Raw genomic sequence first — 15861 nt, 5'->3', positions numbered from 1 at the left:
GACTTGCGATAATAGCGACGCAGCTTCTTCAAACATAACAAGACGGGCTCGATGCCGCCGATGAAAGACACTTCCCCATTCTACATCACAACCGCGATCGCCTATCCCAACGGCCGGCCGCATATCGGCCATGCCTATGAGCTGATCGCCACGGATGCGCTGGCCCGCTACCAGCGGCTGGACGGGCGCGAGGTGTTTTTTCTCACCGGCACCGACGAGCACGGCCAGAAGATGCAGCAGACAGCAAAGCTCGAGGGGATTGCCCCGGAGGCGCTGGCATTGCGAAACTCGGACGAGTTCCGTGCGATGGGCAAGCTGCTGAATTCATCGAACGACGACTTCATCCGCACGACGGAAGAGCGTCACCACCAGACTTCGCGCGACATCTGGAACCGGATGGCCGAGAATGGCGACATCTACAAGGATTCCTACGCCGGCTGGTATTCCGTGCGCGACGAGGCCTATTACCAGGAAAACGAAACCGAGAAGCGCGCCGACGGTTTGCGCTACGGGCCGCAGGGAACGGTCGTCGAATGGGTGCAGGAGGAAAGCTATTTCTTCCGCCTGTCGCAGTACCAGGACAAGCTGCTGGCGCTCTACGAAAGCGATCCCGATTTCATAGGCCCCTCCGAGCGCCGCAACGAGGTGATGTCCTTCGTCAAATCGGGGCTGCGCGACCTGTCGATCTCGCGCACCACCTTCGACTGGGGCATCAAGGTGCCGAACGATCCCGCACATGTCATGTATGTCTGGGTCGATGCGCTCACCAACTACCTGACCGCGACAGGCTATCTGGAAGACCCTAACGGCCCGCGCGCAAAATTCTGGCCGGCCGACGTGCATGTGATCGGCAAGGACATCATACGCTTCCACGCCGTCTACTGGCCGGCGTTCCTGATGTCGGCCGGGTTGCCGCTGCCGAAGCGGATCTTTGCCCATGGCTTCGTGCTTGCCAAGGGTGGAGAGAAGATGTCGAAGTCGCTCGGCAATGTGCTCGATCCGTTCGAGCTAATTGCCCATTTCGGCCTCGACCCGATCCGCTATTTCCTGATGCGCGAAATCTCGTTCGGGCAAGACGGCAATTGCAGCGAAGACGCCATCGGCACACGCATCAACGCCGATCTTGCCAACGGCATCGGTAACCTCGCCAGCCGTTCGCTGTCGATGATCGTCAAGAATTGCGACGGAAAAATTCCGGAATTTGGGCCTCTGAGAGATGAGGACAAGGCGATGCTGGCGCAAGTCGATGCCCTGGCCGATATCACCCGCGACGAGATGGGCAAGCAGATGATCCACCGGGCACTGGCGGCCATCATCGCCGTCGTGTCTGAAACCGACCGGTACTTTGCCGGCCAGGAGCCCTGGGCGCTGAAGAAGACCGATTTTGTCCGTATGGGAACAGTCCTTTACGTGACCGCCGAGGTGGTTCGCCAGATTGCGATCCTGCTGCAGCCGTTCGTGCCGGATTCGGCAGTCAAGCTGCTGGACCTCGTAGCAGCGCCTGCGGACAAACGTGATTTTGCGGCGCTGGGCGAGGCGGGTCGTCTCGTGCCGGGCACCCCGCTGGAGGCACCGAAGCCGGTATTCCCGCGCTACGTGGCGCCGGAGGCTTAGGACGAAATGCTGGTCGATACCCACTGCCACCTCGATTTTGCCGATTTCGCCGATGAGCGCGATGCCATCGTGGCGCGTGCCCACGCATCCGGCGTCGGCCAGATGGTGACGATCTCGACGCGGGTCGCCAAGCTGGACAGCCTGCTGGCGATCACCGACGCCTATCCGTCGGTGTTTTGCTCCGTCGGCACGCACCCGAACAATGCCGACGAGGAGCTCGACATCGAGGTCGAGGATCTCGTTCGGCTGTCGCGCCATCCGAAGGTGGTGGCCATCGGCGAGGCCGGGCTCGACTATTTCTACGACACCGTGAAGCCTGAAGATCAGCGCACCGGCTTTCTCCGACATATCGCTGCGGCGCGCGAAACCGGCCTGCCGCTTGTCATCCATAGTCGCAGCGCCGACGACGACATGGCTGAAATCCTGACCGAGGAAACAGGGAAGGGCGCCTTCCCCTTCATCCTGCACTGTTTCTCGGCGGGTGCCGATCTGGCAGCCACGGGCGTCGCGCTCGGCGGCTATATCTCGTTCTCCGGCATCCTGACTTTCCCCAAATCCGAGGAACTGCGCGCAGTGGCCAGGACCGTCCCGCATGACCGGCTTCTGGTCGAGACCGATGCGCCATACCTTGCGCCAAAACGCTGGCGCGGCAAGCGCAACGAGCCGTCCTACGTCGTCAACACGGCTGAAGTGCTGGCCGAGACCATCGGCGTCAGCAGTGCGGAAGTAGCGGCGCTGACGACCGAGAATGCATTCAGGATTTTTTCGAAGATGCCGAGGATCTGACGGCGTGACCTACAGGCGGCGGTTCACCATTCTCGGCTGCTCATCGTCTCCGGGCGTTCCGCGCATCACCGGCGACTGGGGCGCCTGCGACCCTACCAATCCCAAGAACAGGCGCAGCCGGGCGGCATTGCTGATCGAACAGTTTGCAGCCGATGGTGGCGTCACCACCGTCGTTGTCGACACCGGTCCCGACTTTCGCGAGCAGATGGTCCGCGCCAGGGTCGAGGCAATCGACGCGGTGCTTTACACCCACGCACACGCCGACCATATCCATGGCATCGACGACCTGCGCGGCTATTTCCACATCGACAACCAGCGCATTCCGATCCACGCCGACAGGGTCACCATGGACCGCATACGGCAAGGTTTTGGCTATTGCCTGGAAACACCGGCCGGCAGCAATTACCCGCCGATCGTCGCGCCCGTCATCATTGAGGATATGCAGGCGTTCGTAATCGACGGCGCCGGCGGCCCGATCCATGTCCAGTCGCATCTGCAGCAACACGGAGACATCCAGTCGCTCGGCTTTCGCATCGGCGACGTCGCATATTGCAGCGACGTCAGCGATTTCCCGCCAGCATCCATCCAGGCTCTCGCAAACCTCGACGTGCTGATCATCGACGCGCTCCAGTACCGGTTCCATCCAAGCCATCTGTCGCTGGAGCAATCGCTCGACTGGATCAGCCGCCTGAAGCCACAGCGCGCCATCCTGACCCACATGCACACACCGCTCGACTACGCCACCGTTCTCAGAGAAACACCAGCCAACGTCGAACCGGCCTACGACCAGATGAGCTTCGAGTTCGAGATCGACACGCCGGAGTAGCCGTGGATCTGCGATGGGTGCGGGGTTTGGTAGTATGTGGCTATCCACATCAGTTCCATAATCTATCTTATCCAACTTTTGTATTTAGCGGGGTGGGTTCAAGGATGAAGTGCGACTTGCAATAGATAACAATGGTTTATCGCTTGTAAGGAATGGGACATGAAACGCACCTACTCGCAGCTCGACATGGCCGAACGCCAGGATATTGCGCAAAGGACCCCTGCCCGTTGTTGCCAGCGTGGCCATGGGCGGCGACTGAGATGTGAGATTTAGCGCGGGATCAACGTCCGCCGCCTGGCCGGCTCTCGGCGTAGCTTCGGTAAGCCCGCGTCACACTTTTCTCCGTAGCAGAACTTGAAAAGCCCGGCCGCTTGGAGGCGGTCGGGCTTTTTGGTTTTGGGGGGTCAGACCCGGTGGTGGGTCGTTATTTCTTGACCAAAGCTTCCATTGGAACTGGCTCGGAGATCGTCCAGTTGCCGACGACGCCGGGCTTGCCGTTCTTGGTTTCGACGATCAGGTAGCGCGCCTTGTTCTGGTGGTGCAGTTCGGCGGTGAAGGTGCGCGGTCCAAAGAGCGTCGGCTCGTCCTTCATCTTCTCGAGTTCGGCAACCACCGCGTCGGCATCGGTCGTGCCTGCGCGCTGGACGGCCTTGGCCCAGACGTCGATCATCGAATAGCCGGGATAGACATACTGGCTGGAAGGATCCGTGCCGGTCTTCTTCTTATAGACGGCATTGAATTTCTGCACATCGGGATTTGGGTCGTCGCCGTAGATGGACCCCTGAACCGGCGTGTAGAAGTTCGAAAGGTCCGGCACGGCCGACAGCCAGTAGCTGCCATCGACGCCGGAGCCGTTGAGGATCATCGAGTTGATACCGGCGGCGCGGATCTGCTTGATCGCCGAGACGGCGCCCGGCATCATCGTGCAGAGCATGATGGCGTCAGGCTCCTTGGGGAGCGACTTGATGCGGGTGATCTGGGCGGCGATCGAGGCATCTTCGTTCTTGAAGGTATCCTGGCCCACGAGCTTGGCGCCCTGGGCTTCGAGCTTCGGCATCATCCAGTCGAAGCCGTCGCAGATGCCCTTGTTGTATTCCGTCCAGGTGTCGAGCAGGCGGTAGAAGGTCTGGGCCTTCTTTTCCTTGAAGGCCCATTCGGCCATCGTCGCGCCCTGCACCGCTGCCAGCACGGAAGCCGAGAAGCTGTGCTTGCCGACGCCCTGGATACCGGCTTTGACCGATTCCGCGCAAAGGAAGAACGACACCAGTCCGGCATCTTCGGCGGCCAGCGCTGCCGGTGCCCCGAAATCGTAGTCGCAGGAAACGACCACCAGACTTGCGCCCTGGTCGATGACCGACAGGCCGGCCTTGGCGCCTTCTGCACGGTCGGATTTCGTGTCGGCCGATACGACTTCGATCTTCTTGCCGAGCAGGCCGCCGGCAGCGTTGATCTCGTCGATGCGGATCATCGCGGCATCGGTTGCGGGCTTGTCGTAAGCCTGCATGAAGCCGGATGCGGCCGTCGCAAAGCCGACAACGATCTTGCTGTCGTCGGCCATGGCCGGAACTGCGGCCGCGGCGAATGCCGTGGCCAGAACTGCTGCAAATAGTCTTCTTACGTATTCCATTAGCTGCTCCTTTATTGCCTGACGATTGTTGTCCTCGTCGGCTATTTGTTATGTTTACGCCTGAAAAACGTGATCTCGCGATTGCCTATCAAGCCGGCAGGACGAAGCGCGAGAATTACGATCATGATGACACCGAGGGCGATCTCCTGGAGCCCCTTGGGAAGAGCGAGGGTGACTGTGCCCACGGGGACACCCGCCTCCAGCCAGCGCAGAGCCTGGATGAGGGCAGAGAGAAGGACCACGCCGATCACCGCGCCGGAAAGGCTGCTCATGCCGCCGACGACGAGCATGGAAAGCGTGATGAAGGTGAGGCCGAGGTAGAAATTGTCGGGCGTGACGACGCCGATCGAATGCGCCATCAGAGCGCCTCCGAGACCCATGACCACGCCTGAGATGGTAAACGCGACCAACCGTTCCTTCGGGATGTCGACGCCCGAGGCCGCTGCTGCGGTCGGCTCGTCGCGGGCGGCGCGCAAGGCCAGTCCCGAGCGGGAGATGGCATGGGCCCAAGCGATGAAGATGGCGAGGACGGCAGCACCCACGTAAGGCCAGATGAGGCGGACGATGGGAATGCCCACCACCGACGACGTCGCGCCGGTGACGTCCTGCCAGTTGGAGTAGATGGTATTGATCATCGCCAGCATCGCGAAGGTGGCGATCGAGGCTGCAATGCCCGACAGGCGCATCAGCACCCGCCCGAACACCAAGGCCGCCAGCCCGGCAAAGATCGCCGCGATGATCGCAGACTCCCAGTATGGAAGACGCGTCTCGAGCAGCCACCCGGGCAAGCCCGGAAGCGCGCTCTTCTTCATCATCGGGCTGATGGTCAGCCACGCTGCGGCATAGGCACCCATGCAGGTAAATCCGATATGGCCGAAGCTGAGGACCCCGGAGTTGCCGATGAAGATATAGAGCCCGACGACCAGGGTGATGCGGACGAAGACATCGATCACCGCCTGGTTGAACGGACGCGAGCCGGTCATGACGGTCAGCACGGCGATCGCCAGCATGAGCAGAGACAGCAGGATCGGCGTCATGATCGTGCTCCGGGCGAGCGCGAAGGGTGCGGGCTTGCGCGGCGATGCCAGTTCGGCCGGCAAGGCGGGAGCGGTAGCAGTGGTCATGGATCAGACCCTTTCCTTGGTGCCGCGCGCGGCGATCAGACCTTGCGGACGGAAGAGGAGGACGAGGATGACGGCGCCATAGACGAAGGCATCACGGAACGGACGCGCATCGATCGGCAACACCACCTGCATGATGACGGAGGCAGCACCCAGCAGGAAGCCGGCAAGCACTGCACCCGGAAGACTGCCGAGGCCGCCGATCACGGTTGCGATGAATGCCATCAGCATGATCGCCCCACCCATCTGGATATCGGCGGTGCCTGTCTGGCAGACGAAGATCAGCGAGATTGCGCCAGCCAGCGCTCCGGACAATGCGAAGGCCCCCATGATCACCCGGTTGGCCCTCACCCCGAGCATCCGTGCCATCGAGAAGTTTTCGGCGGCTGCGCGCATTTCCAGCCCGAACCTCGTGCGGCGCAGGAAGAGCGAAAGGGCGATCAGGATCAACACTGTCGCGACGATGGTGATCAGCTGCAGCAGAGGCAGCCGGGCGCCGAAGATCTCCACCGGTTGCGAGAGCATGGGCAGCAGCGAGATCGACTTCGGGCGGCTCGTGAAGAGCATCAGCAGGAAGTAGCGGATGACGAAGCCGAGTGCGAAAGAGGCGATCATCATGGTGGCCGGGTTGGCACGGCGAAAACGGCGGAAGACGACGACTTCGCAGAGGACCGACAGCGCAGCACCGGTAGCAAGCACCAGCGGCACCAGCAGGTACCATGGCAGGTTTCCGGCAAAGACGATGGCCATCGCATCCGTGGATGGCCAGAGCAATGCGAAGACGCAGAAGGCGATGACGTCCCCGTGGGCGAAATTCACCAGGCGCATGACGCCGAAGATCAGCGCGATGCCGAGGGCGCCGAGCGCGTAGAGCGAACCGAGTGACAGCGAGTCAAATACGATCTGCAACATCTCACTTGTCCTCGTAGCCGAAATAGGCGGCCTGGATGGCCTCGCTGGTGCCGAGTTCGCGCGCGTCGCCGTCGAGCACGATCTCGCCACCGCGCATCAGCAGCATTCGACCGCCGACGAGATTGGCGCGGGTGGAACTCTGTTCAACGATCAGCAGCGTCAACTTGCGCAGCGCCTGCAGGGCAATCAGCCGCTCGTACACCTGGTCGGTGATATTGGGCGCCAGCCCGAGCGACGGCTCGTCGATGGCGATAAGGCGCGGATTGGTCATCAGCGCCCGGCCGATGACGAGCATCTGCTGCTGGCCGCCGGACAGCAGGCCGGCCTGGCCGTTGCGGCGTTCCTTCAGCATCGGGAATGTCTGGTAGACCGCCTCGAGATCCTCGGCGACCTTGGCCTTCCAGCCGCGATCCTTTGCCTTCATTCCGGTGCCGACCAGCAGATTTTCCTCGATGGTCAGCGAACCGAAGACATCCCGGCCCTCAGGCACCAGCGAAAAGCCGAGGCGGGCAATATCCTCCGGCGCGCGGCCGGTGATATTGTAGCCGTCGAAATCGATCGTCCCTGCAAAGGCGGGCGTGACGCCGGCAATTGCGCGGAGCAACGATGACTTGCCGGCGCCGTTTGGCCCGGTAATGAAAACCGTATCACCATCCCTGATGGAAAACGACACGCCGCGCACGGCCGTCAGGCGACCGTAGCGAACCTCGATATCGGCGAGAACCAGCAGGCTCATAGCAGCACCTCCACGACCGGTAGCGGTGTGTCAGCAGCGGTCCCCATGTAGGCGTGGCGGACCTTTTCGCTGTTGCGGATCGCAGCCGGTGTCCCCTCCTCTATGACAGCACCGGAATCGAGCACGACGATGTGGTCGCAGAGACCGAGGACGAGACCGACATTGTGCTCGATGATCAGCACGCCGCAGCCGAGTTCGCGGGCGATCTTGCGCACAAGGGACGACAAGTCGGCCGCCTCCTGGCTGCTCATGCCGGCGGCGGGCTCGTCGAGAAGGATGTAGGCTGGGCGGCCCATCAGCGCGCGGCCGATAGCGACCCGGCGCTCGTCCGTGTAGGGAAGCGTTCCGGCGATACGCGAACCGAGCGATCCGATGCCCATCCAGTCGAGCATGGCCTCAGCTTCGGCGACGGCGGCGCGCCGGCTCATGCCGAGCCCGACGCCGGTCACTTCCAGATTGTCGACGACCGCGAGGTCGCGAAACAGGCGCCCGCCCTGGAACGTTCGGGCGATGCCCCTGCGGCGCACCTGATGCGGCTTGAGGCGATTGAGCGATGCTCCATCGAGCTTCACTTCGCCCTCCGTCGGCGCCTGAAATCCGGTGAGGACGTTGACGAGCGTCGTCTTGCCGGCACCGTTCGGGCCGATCAGTCCGCTGATATGTCCGGGCGTGATGTCGAGCGTCACCGACGACAGCGCCTTGAGCCCTGCAAAGGCGACCGATATGTTTTGCGCGCTCAGTTCAACCATGTTCCCAGTTCCTTGTGTTACCGATGGAAAGGGAACGACGGGTCCGGCCGTGTTACAGCCTGCCGAGTCTAGCTATGTTCCCCTTTTTCGGTACCGGCGATCTCTGCGGACCACTCGGCTGCCAAAGTCTCGCCGTTTACCGGCTTTGTCTTGTTGTTGCGCGTGCCAGCCTTTGTCGGCTGGCGCTTCGAAGGGCCGGCTCGCGCCGACCTTAGCCTCGTCCCTTCCCTCGCCCGGTCCTGACCGGTCGCGGGCCGCTGCCTCAGGCGGTCAGGTAGTCTTCCGCCTTCCGGAGTTCGGCGCGGCGATCGGCGCGCGCAGCAAGAGCTTCCTCGAGGGTGACGGGAACGAAGCGCGCTGGCGTATGGGGCTGCATCTGGGCGATGCGATCCATGTCTGCCGAAATCACCACGCCGAGCATCATGTAGCCACCGCCCGATACGGCGTCACGGTGGAGGACGATCGGCTCCGTGCCGCTCGGCACCTGAACCGAGCCATAGGGGTAGCAGGCATCGACGATATTGGAAGGGTCGGAACCTGCACCAAAAGGCTGTTCACGGGGCATGAATTCCAGCGGTGTACCCCCACGAAAGCGGTAGCCGATGCGATCTGCCTCTGGGGCTACCTTCCAGGTATCCTCGAAGAACCGCTTTCCTGCAGCCTCGGTGATCCTGTGCCAGTAGATGCCGGGCAGCATGCGCAGTTCTGCCGGCATCGCGCCGAGGCCGCGCAGGGCCGCTGGTAGCGAGCGGCCGGCGGTACCGGTTGCCTGCCCGATGGGAAGCTCGTCACCGGCTTTCAGCACGCGGCCTTCAAAGCCGCCGAGCGCGCCCAGCACGTAGGTGGAGCGGGACCCGAGCACGACGGGCACGTCGATGCCGCCCGAAATCGCAATATAGGCGCGCGCGCCGGATTTGAGGTAGCCAAAGGAGAGACGGCCGCCCGCCTTGACCTCGAAGCTTTCCCAGGTTGGGCGCTCCTCGCCGTTGACCTTGGGCGGCAACTCGCCGCCGGTGATGGCGACCACGGCCGGTTGAGTGAACTCCAGCTCAGGCCCCATGAACGTCGCTTCGAGGACCGCTGCTCCTGCGTCGTTGCCGACAAGCAGGTTTGCCATACGGCTCGAAAACCGGTCCATGCCGCCGCCTTCGGGGATGCCGACGTGATAATAGCCGGGGCGACCGAGGTCCTGCACGGAGGTCGCAAGGCCGGGACTGATGACTTTAACGGCCATTGAGAAGCTCCATCAGTTGGACATTGGTACCAAGCATGTCTTTGTTGAAGTCGGTGAGCTTGAAGGTGCAATCGCGCGTCGTGGGCTGCCAGCGGTTCGCCTCGATTTCCTCAAGCGTGCCATCGTATTCGTCACGCGTGATCGACTTGAACTTGACGATGTCACCCGGCTTGAAGAGGCACATCTCGTCGGTGAGATAGCGGATCTTGCGGGTCGGGTCATAGATCGGTGCCGGCGTGACGCCGTACATCTGGTAGCCGCCGGCGCCGCGTACCGAATAGATCGCCGCAAAGCAGCCGCCGTGACCGACGGTGAGTTTCGGTGTGTCCGTACGGGGACGCAGGTATTTCGGCGCCTCGATCTGCTTCTTGCGCTCCACCATCTGGTAGAGCCATGGCAGGCCCGCCACGAAGCCGACCATGGAAACGAACCAGGGCTGACCGGAATAGGCGGCGATGAATTCCTCGATCGTGGCGTATCCGTTTATGCGGGCCGAATATTCGAGGTCCGTCGCGCTGGGGTCCTGATGACGCTCGCGGAAGCGCATTTCCGTCTCGTGGGTCCAGGGATCCTGGAAATAGACGGGAAGCTCGATGATGCGTGTTTTAAGCGCGGCGTCGGATTTCGACGCGGCGTCTTCCATTGACTGCAGTTCTTTCAGAAGATCTTGCGGCGAAATGACATCCGGATCGAAGCGGATCTGGAAGCTCGCATTGGCCGGGCAGGTCTCCGTGACCCCTCGGATACCGGCCTCGCGAACCGCGTTGATCATCGAAAGGCCGGTGAAGAACGAAGTGAGCGACATTTCCTCGGACACCTCGCCGAAGATGTGTTCGTCACCGCCGAAGTTGAAGCGTATCGACATCGGTTCTCCTTTTCAGCTGGCAAGCGCCGCTGCGTTTTCGACAAGCCAGCCTTCCAGCCAGCGCGTATGCACGTCTCCTGATTGGACTGCCGGATCTGCGGCAAGTGCCAGAAACAGCGGCTTGGTCGTCTTCATGCCCGAGATCTTGAGTTCGCCCAATGCCCTTTGCAGCCGCGCAATCGCCCCTTCCCGGGTCTCTGCGTGGACGATCAGCTTGGCGAGAAGTGAATCGTAGAAGGGCGGCACCTGGTAACCGGCGTAGAGCATCGAATCGAAGCGAACGCCGGGGCCGCCGGGTATTCTGAGATCGCCGACCTTGCCCGGAAACGGCGCAAAGTCCTTGGCGGGATCTTCCGCATTCAGCCGCACTTCGATTGCGTGTCCGCTGACCCTGATATCGGCTTGGGACAATCGCAATGGCTCGCCGCCGGCAATCCGCAGCATCTCCGCCACGAGATCGATGCCGGTCACAGCCTCGGTCACGGGATGTTCAACCTGGATACGGGTGTTCATTTCGATGAAATAGAAGCGGTCGGCAGCATCGTCGTAGAGGTATTCGACTGTCCCCGCGCCGGAATAGGCGACGGCCTTTGCGAGCGCTACGGCCGAGGCGCAGAGTTCTTCGCGCAGCGCATCTGAGAGGGCTTGCGAAGGCGCCTCCTCCCAGACTTTCTGGCGACGACGTTGCAGCGAGCATTCCCGCTCGTAGCAATGGACCGCATTATGGCCATCGGCAAGCACCTGCACCTCGATATGGCGGGCACGGCCTATGACCTTCTCCATGTAAAGGCCTCCGTCCCCGAAAGCAGCCAGGGCTTCGGCCTGGGCCTGCGGATAGGCCTGCTCGAACTCGGCTGACGAATTGGCGATGCGGATGCCGCGTCCGCCACCGCCGGCAGCGGCCTTGATCATTACCGGGAAACCGGTCTCTGCCAGAACGTCCCGCGCTGCCTCGATGCTTTCGACGCGACCGACCGAACCCGGAACGACGGGAACGCCGGCAGCAGACGCAGCGAGGCGCGCCGAAACCTTGTCGCCCATCAAGCGGATTGCATTGCCGGAGGGGCCAACGAAGACGAGGCCTGCCGCCGTCACAGCATCGGAAAACTCGGCATTTTCGGCAAGGAAGCCGTAGCCCGGATGAATGCTGTCACAACCGGTGTCGCGGGCTGCCGCCAACAGGGCCTCGATGTTCAGGTAGGACTTCTTGGCTGCCGGTGGACCGATGTTGACGGCTTCGTCTGCAAGCTGAACATGCAACGCATCCGCGTCGGCCGTGGAATAAACTGCTACCGTCGCAATACCGAGGTCCTTGGCAGCGCGGATGACGCGCACTGCGATCTCGCCGCGATTGGCTATCAGCAACTTCTTCAGCATCAGCCGACGTCCGCCAGCGGTGCGCCTGCCATGACAGGGTCTTCGTTATCGACAAGGAAGGAAATCCCGCTACCGGCAACCTCTGCCTTGACCTCGTGGAAGGACTTCATCACCTCGATCAGGCCGATGACGTCGCCGATCGCGACATCGTCGCCGTCGGCCTTCAAAGGTGGCTGGCCAGGTGCCGCACTGCGGTAGAACGTTCCGGGAAGCGGTGAAAGGATCTGTGGCATGGAATGGGTCTCCTGTTCCGACAATGCGAGATGGATGCAGGCAATAAGGCCGCCATAGGTGGCGGCCGCCGAAATCAGTGCCAGGGCGCGATTGCGCTGCGCACGGCCTTGGCAATATCGATAGCGTTCGGCGTATCTGAATGCACGCAAATCGTTTCGCAGCCAACCGGGAAGAGACTGCCGTCGGTAGCCGTGCCCTGCTTGTCCGTCAATGCGCGCACGCAGCGGGACGCCATCAGCTCCGGATCCATGGCCGGATGCTCGCGCGTGACGATCAGCGCACCCGCCGGCGTATAGTCGAGATCGGCATAGAATTCCGGGATGAAGCGGATGCCGCGCTGCGGGTAGATGCTTTCGTGCAGGGTACCTGTCATGCCGAACACCGGCACACCGAACACCTCTGCCGCATCACATATGCCTTGAGCAACTTCTTCCTGGCGGGCGGCCATGTTGTAAAGGCTGCCATGCGGTTTGATGTGATTGAGCGGCATGTTTTCCGCTTTCAGGAAACCGAGCAGCGCGCCGACCTGGTAGATGACCGAGTTGGCGATCTCCTGCCGGCTCATCTTCATCTCGCGTCGGCCAAAACCCTGGAGATCAGGAAGCGACGGGTGTGCCCCGACTTTGACGCCATGCTCCTTGGCGCGGAGGACTGTTGTTCGCATATGGTCGGGATCGGATGCATGGAAGCCGCAGGCCACATTCGCCGCATCAATAAGCGGCATAAGCCCGGCGTCGTCGCCCAGCCTGTAAAGGCCAAAGCTCTCTCCCATGTCACAGTTCAGCGTGACGCTCATCGTTGTCGTGCCCCTTATAAGCTGCCGTCTTTGCGGCGTTGCACAAATCTTGTCCGAGCTTTTGCCTCTTGTGAAATAGTAATTTTCGTAATGTAATATCGAAAAAAACGATAATAAGAAATTGGTGGAACAGATATGAGCATCACGCTGAAACAACTGGATTATTTTATTGCGTCTGCAGAAAGTGGACAAGTGAGCCACGCGGCCGTCAACCTCAACATCTCCCAATCGGCGGTAACGGCAGCGATAAAATCGCTGGAAGAGGAGCTTGGGGTCAAGCTTCTGGAGAGGACGCATGGAGGTGTGCGGCTGACGATGGAGGGCGCCCGGTTCCTCGATCACGCACGGATCATCACCGGAGCGGTCGCCGCTGCGGTTCACAGCCCTCTGCGCGAGCGTGCGGAACTGTCGGGAAAACTGACCATGGGCATGACTTACACGGTGACCGGCTACTTCATGTCGAAATACTACGCGCGCTTCCGGAAGACCTACCCGCATATCTCGGTGGAGATCAGGGAATTGCCCCGCGCCGAAGTCGAGCGACAGCTGGCCAGCGGCGACCTGGATATCGCGATCATGCTGGTCTCCAACCTGGCGAATTCGGACGAACTCGAACAGGAACTGCTGCTGCGATCGTCACGCCGACTTTGGCTCTCGGCCGATCACCACCTGCTTTCACGGACCGAAATCAGCCTCGCCGACGTCGCGCAGGAGGACTATGTGATGCTGACCGTCGACGAGGCGAGCACGACCGCCACACGCTACTGGGATGCTGCCGGTAAAAAGCCGAATGCCGTGTTGACGACCAGCTCCGTCGAGGCCGTCCGCTCGCTCGTCGCAGCCGGTGTCGGCGTCACTATCCTGTCGGACATGGTTTATCGGCCGTGGTCTCTCGAGGGGCAGCGCATCGAAGTTCGCAGACTGATCGAACCCGTCCCCAGTATGGATGTCGGACTGGCCTGGGCGCGCGCGCGACCTATGGCCACGGCCGCAGCGACATTCCGGGCTTTCATGTCCGTGACACTTGGTGGTGGGGGCTGAGCCAGCAAGTTACCTCAGCCTGCTGCCTTTGCACTATCGCGGTCGGATCTGACTGATGGCGCTGACGATTTCACGAAACAGCGGTGCCTCACCGAGCGATTCCAGCGGGACTGACAGCTTGGGCTTCCAGTTCGGATAGCTGGTGCTGGTACCTGGAATGTTGGTCGGGTTCGGTTCGTTGGTGAGGTCTGCAAGCCTGACCGCTACCATCGCGGATGGCGTCTGCGCGATATAGCGATAGGAGGCTACGGCAAGAGCAATACTTTCGTCTTCGCCCGTTGTTATCGCTGGCTCGCGAACCTCGGCATCTGCAAAGGCACGCAGGAGGTCATCACGCTCCTCCTGCCTTGCGATCTCGTGGACTTCGGCAAGCTCGGCGGGCACCAGCCGATGCTCAGAGCGTAGAGCAATGTCGTCGCCGCGCCACCAGCCCGTAAATGTCTGGTGATCGTGGGTGGAGACGCAGGCAAGCGCGAGGGCCGGGTACGCTTCCGGTGCGATGAACCCCTGCCCGTTTCGCTCGTAGGACAGAATGCGGTAGGAGAGGATCTGCGCGTCGGCGAGGTCTTCGCGGAGACCACCGGGGATATTGCCGAGATCTTCGCCAATGACAATAGAGCGGTATTGCTGCGATGCGCTGGAAAGGACCCGGATCAGGTCTTCCTGCGGATAGGAAACATATGCCCCGTCTGCCGGAGTGCCGCTGGTGGGTACGAGAAAGAGGCGCGAAAGAGCGGCCGCGTGGTCGATGCGGATAGCGCCGGCGTAGCGCATGGCAGCCGCCAGCATCTTTTGGAACGGCGAGGCTTCGCCAGATGCGATCGCGTCCGGCAGAAGGGCGGCCAGCCGCCAGTCCTGGCCGTCGATGGCATAGGGTTCGGGCGGGTTACCGATGCTGGCGCCGGAGACGTAGAAATCCGGGTCGCTCCAGGTCGCAGAGCCGTCGAGCGCCTCGCCGACGGCAAGGTCGAGGTATAGCCCGATGCGCATGCCACGTTCCCTGGCACGGGTGCCGGCTAGGCCGAGTTGCTGATGCGCCAGCCACTGCAGCCATTTGTGGAACATGATGTTTTCGGCGTGCTCCTCCGCAAAGCGGCCGACCTCCTCTGAAAATGGAGTGCGATAAGCCTCCGGCCATGCGTGCCAACCGGTCCCGACACCGCGCCTGGCCATCTCGGTAGAGAGGGCTTCAAAGAGGGCGTGTCGCTGCAGACCTTCGCCGCCTTCCGAGACATAGGCGGCAAAATCAGGGCTACCGCGACCGCCCTTCCCGCTCGTCCAGAGATCTAGCAGCACCTCGAGCTTCAGTTCCGCCACTTGCCTGTAGTCCACAAGCTCCGTGGCACGAAGTCGCCGGATGCGCTCATCCAGCGCGGGCGTCATCACGAAGCCTTCGACCGCATCGACTGAAATATAGAAAGGGTTGAGAAACTGCCTGTTGGAAGGCTCATAGGGGCTGCAGCGCTCGGGATCGGCCGTGAATGGTGCATGCAGCGGGTTAAGGCCAATGAAGTCGGCACCCAGCGGGCCGGCGATATCGCAGCACGCCTCAAGGTCGAGGAAGTCACCGATGCCCCAGTTCCGGGCTGAACGAAGCTCGTAGAGTTGCAGGCTCAGACCCCAGCACGGACGGTCCACGATTTCTGGAGGTAGGAAACAGTTGGCGGGGCATGTGGGTGCTGTTTCATCATCGAACGTGACCTTGAGCGCCGTCAGCATCATCCGCAGTGTAGCGTCGGATACTGCCGTTGTGCTGCCGTCAGAGAGCGGCCTTCGGAGGTCTATGCCGTGGATGCGGGCAATGCTTCTCAGGCTCTGATGATGTTTCTGCATTGGCTGTCAATTCCTCGAGCGCCGGGACGGAGGCCCTTGCGGCGTTGCTAGGACAACAAAATCGGTTTGCTATTGTTCCGAACCAATCCGCCAGCCATTGGGTAGATGAG

Annotated in this window: 15 protein-coding genes; 4 read left to right on the top strand and 11 right to left on the bottom strand. The window is 61.7% G+C overall.

Translation table 11 applies throughout. From position 1 onward, the window contains the following. The first annotated feature begins 60 nt into the window (after positions 1–60). From metG to PR018_RS06885, 3 genes are read left to right on the top strand one after another with little or no spacing between them, the layout of a single operon-like run. A complete protein-coding gene (gene metG / locus PR018_RS06895) occupies positions 61–1614 on the top strand; it encodes a methionine--tRNA ligase (RefSeq protein WP_142822729.1) in 1554 nt (517 codons plus the stop codon). A gap of 6 nt (positions 1615–1620) precedes the next feature. Beyond that, positions 1621–2400, top strand: coding sequence for a TatD family hydrolase (locus PR018_RS06890; protein WP_142828833.1), 780 nt, complete (start codon positions 1621–1623; stop codon positions 2398–2400). A 4-nt stretch (positions 2401–2404) separates the two neighbouring features. Beyond that, on the top strand, positions 2405–3226 hold the full coding sequence (locus PR018_RS06885) for an MBL fold metallo-hydrolase (RefSeq protein WP_142822727.1): 822 nt from the start codon (positions 2405–2407) through the stop codon (positions 3224–3226). 424 nt (positions 3227–3650) lie between these two features. Here PR018_RS06885 and PR018_RS06880 read toward each other — a convergent pair whose 3' ends face one another. The 10 genes from PR018_RS06880 to PR018_RS06835 all read right to left on the bottom strand — a co-directional run bounded on the left by PR018_RS06880 (position 3651) and on the right by PR018_RS06835 (position 12877). Further along, complete coding sequence (locus PR018_RS06880) at positions 3651–4853, bottom strand: ABC transporter substrate-binding protein (RefSeq protein WP_142822726.1); 1203 nt, start codon at positions 4851–4853, stop codon at positions 3651–3653. Positions 4854–4894: 41 nt separating this feature from the next. Next, the gene (locus PR018_RS06875; RefSeq protein WP_142828835.1) at positions 4895–5977 is read right to left on the bottom strand and encodes a branched-chain amino acid ABC transporter permease; all 1083 of its coding nucleotides are present in this window, start codon (positions 5975–5977) and stop codon (positions 4895–4897) included. A gap of 3 nt (positions 5978–5980) precedes the next feature. After that, positions 5981–6886 carry a branched-chain amino acid ABC transporter permease gene (locus tag PR018_RS06870; RefSeq protein WP_142822724.1) on the bottom strand — a complete coding sequence of 302 codons (906 nt, stop codon included), beginning with the start codon at positions 6884–6886 and terminating at the stop codon, positions 5981–5983. A 1-nt stretch (position 6887) separates the two neighbouring features. Next, the gene (locus tag PR018_RS06865) at positions 6888–7622 is read right to left on the bottom strand and encodes an ABC transporter ATP-binding protein (RefSeq protein WP_142822723.1); all 735 of its coding nucleotides are present in this window, start codon (positions 7620–7622) and stop codon (positions 6888–6890) included. Further along, positions 7619–8371: an ABC transporter ATP-binding protein gene (locus PR018_RS06860; RefSeq protein ID WP_142822722.1), complete on the bottom strand. Its 753-nt coding sequence runs from the start codon at positions 8369–8371 to the stop codon at positions 7619–7621. Before PR018_RS06860 ends, PR018_RS06865 begins: the two co-directional genes overlap by 4 nt. 262 nt (positions 8372–8633) lie before the next feature. Then, on the bottom strand, positions 8634–9605 hold the full coding sequence (locus PR018_RS06855) for a 5-oxoprolinase subunit C family protein (RefSeq protein ID WP_142822721.1): 972 nt from the start codon (positions 9603–9605) through the stop codon (positions 8634–8636). Beyond that, on the bottom strand, positions 9595–10470 hold the full coding sequence (locus PR018_RS06850) for a 5-oxoprolinase subunit B family protein (protein ID WP_142822720.1): 876 nt from the start codon (positions 10468–10470) through the stop codon (positions 9595–9597). The genes PR018_RS06855 and PR018_RS06850 overlap by 11 nt, the downstream gene beginning before the upstream one ends. Positions 10471–10482: 12 nt before the next feature. Beyond that, positions 10483–11847: an acetyl-CoA carboxylase biotin carboxylase subunit gene (locus tag PR018_RS06845; protein WP_142822719.1), complete on the bottom strand. Its 1365-nt coding sequence runs from the start codon at positions 11845–11847 to the stop codon at positions 10483–10485. Beyond that, the gene (locus tag PR018_RS06840) at positions 11847–12080 is read right to left on the bottom strand and encodes an acetyl-CoA carboxylase (protein WP_142822718.1); all 234 of its coding nucleotides are present in this window, start codon (positions 12078–12080) and stop codon (positions 11847–11849) included. The genes PR018_RS06845 and PR018_RS06840 overlap by 1 nt, the downstream gene beginning before the upstream one ends. Positions 12081–12154: 74 nt before the next feature. Then, complete coding sequence (locus tag PR018_RS06835) at positions 12155–12877, bottom strand: LamB/YcsF family protein (protein ID WP_142822717.1); 723 nt, start codon at positions 12875–12877, stop codon at positions 12155–12157. Between the two features lie 135 nt (positions 12878–13012). On the opposite strand from PR018_RS06835, the gene PR018_RS06830 reads away from it, so the two are divergent. Then, positions 13013–13918, top strand: coding sequence for a LysR family transcriptional regulator (locus PR018_RS06830; protein WP_142822716.1), 906 nt, complete (start codon positions 13013–13015; stop codon positions 13916–13918). 33 nt (positions 13919–13951) lie between these two features. Here the strand turns inward: PR018_RS06830 and malQ are convergent, their stop codons facing one another. After that, positions 13952–15751 carry a 4-alpha-glucanotransferase gene (malQ, locus tag PR018_RS06825; RefSeq protein WP_142828837.1) on the bottom strand — a complete coding sequence of 600 codons (1800 nt, stop codon included), beginning with the start codon at positions 15749–15751 and terminating at the stop codon, positions 13952–13954. Positions 15752–15861: the final 110 nt, after the last annotated feature.

It is taken from the genome of Rhizobium rhododendri (assembly GCF_007000325.2).
Taxonomy (GTDB): domain Bacteria; phylum Pseudomonadota; class Alphaproteobacteria; order Rhizobiales; family Rhizobiaceae; genus Rhizobium; species Rhizobium rhododendri.
Note: the sequence above shows the minus strand (reverse complement) of the source record. Positions and strands in the feature narration are given on the sequence as shown.

Excerpts from the sequence above, each read along its gene's own strand:
- metG (WP_142822729.1), top strand. The coding sequence starts at position 61 with ATGAAAGACACTTCCCCATTCTACATCACAACCGCGATCGCCTATCCC.
- PR018_RS06890 (WP_142828833.1), top strand. The coding sequence starts at position 1,621 with ATGCTGGTCGATACCCACTGCCACCTCGATTTTGCCGATTTCGCCGAT.
- PR018_RS06880 (WP_142822726.1), bottom strand. The coding sequence starts at position 4,853 with ATGGAATACGTAAGAAGACTATTTGCAGCAGTTCTGGCCACGGCATTC.
- PR018_RS06875 (WP_142828835.1), bottom strand. The coding sequence starts at position 5,977 with ATGACCACTGCTACCGCTCCCGCCTTGCCGGCCGAACTGGCATCGCCG.
- PR018_RS06870 (WP_142822724.1), bottom strand. The coding sequence starts at position 6,886 with ATGTTGCAGATCGTATTTGACTCGCTGTCACTCGGTTCGCTCTACGCG.
- PR018_RS06865 (WP_142822723.1), bottom strand. The coding sequence starts at position 7,622 with ATGAGCCTGCTGGTTCTCGCCGATATCGAGGTTCGCTACGGTCGCCTG.
- PR018_RS06860 (WP_142822722.1), bottom strand. The coding sequence starts at position 8,371 with ATGGTTGAACTGAGCGCGCAAAACATATCGGTCGCCTTTGCAGGGCTC.
- PR018_RS06855 (WP_142822721.1), bottom strand. The coding sequence starts at position 9,605 with ATGGCCGTTAAAGTCATCAGTCCCGGCCTTGCGACCTCCGTGCAGGAC.
- PR018_RS06850 (WP_142822720.1), bottom strand. The coding sequence starts at position 10,470 with ATGTCGATACGCTTCAACTTCGGCGGTGACGAACACATCTTCGGCGAG.
- PR018_RS06845 (WP_142822719.1), bottom strand. The coding sequence starts at position 11,847 with ATGCTGAAGAAGTTGCTGATAGCCAATCGCGGCGAGATCGCAGTGCGC.
- PR018_RS06840 (WP_142822718.1), bottom strand. The coding sequence starts at position 12,080 with ATGCCACAGATCCTTTCACCGCTTCCCGGAACGTTCTACCGCAGTGCG.
- PR018_RS06835 (WP_142822717.1), bottom strand. The coding sequence starts at position 12,877 with ATGAGCGTCACGCTGAACTGTGACATGGGAGAGAGCTTTGGCCTTTAC.
- PR018_RS06830 (WP_142822716.1), top strand. The coding sequence starts at position 13,013 with ATGAGCATCACGCTGAAACAACTGGATTATTTTATTGCGTCTGCAGAA.
- malQ (WP_142828837.1), bottom strand. The coding sequence starts at position 15,751 with ATGCAGAAACATCATCAGAGCCTGAGAAGCATTGCCCGCATCCACGGC.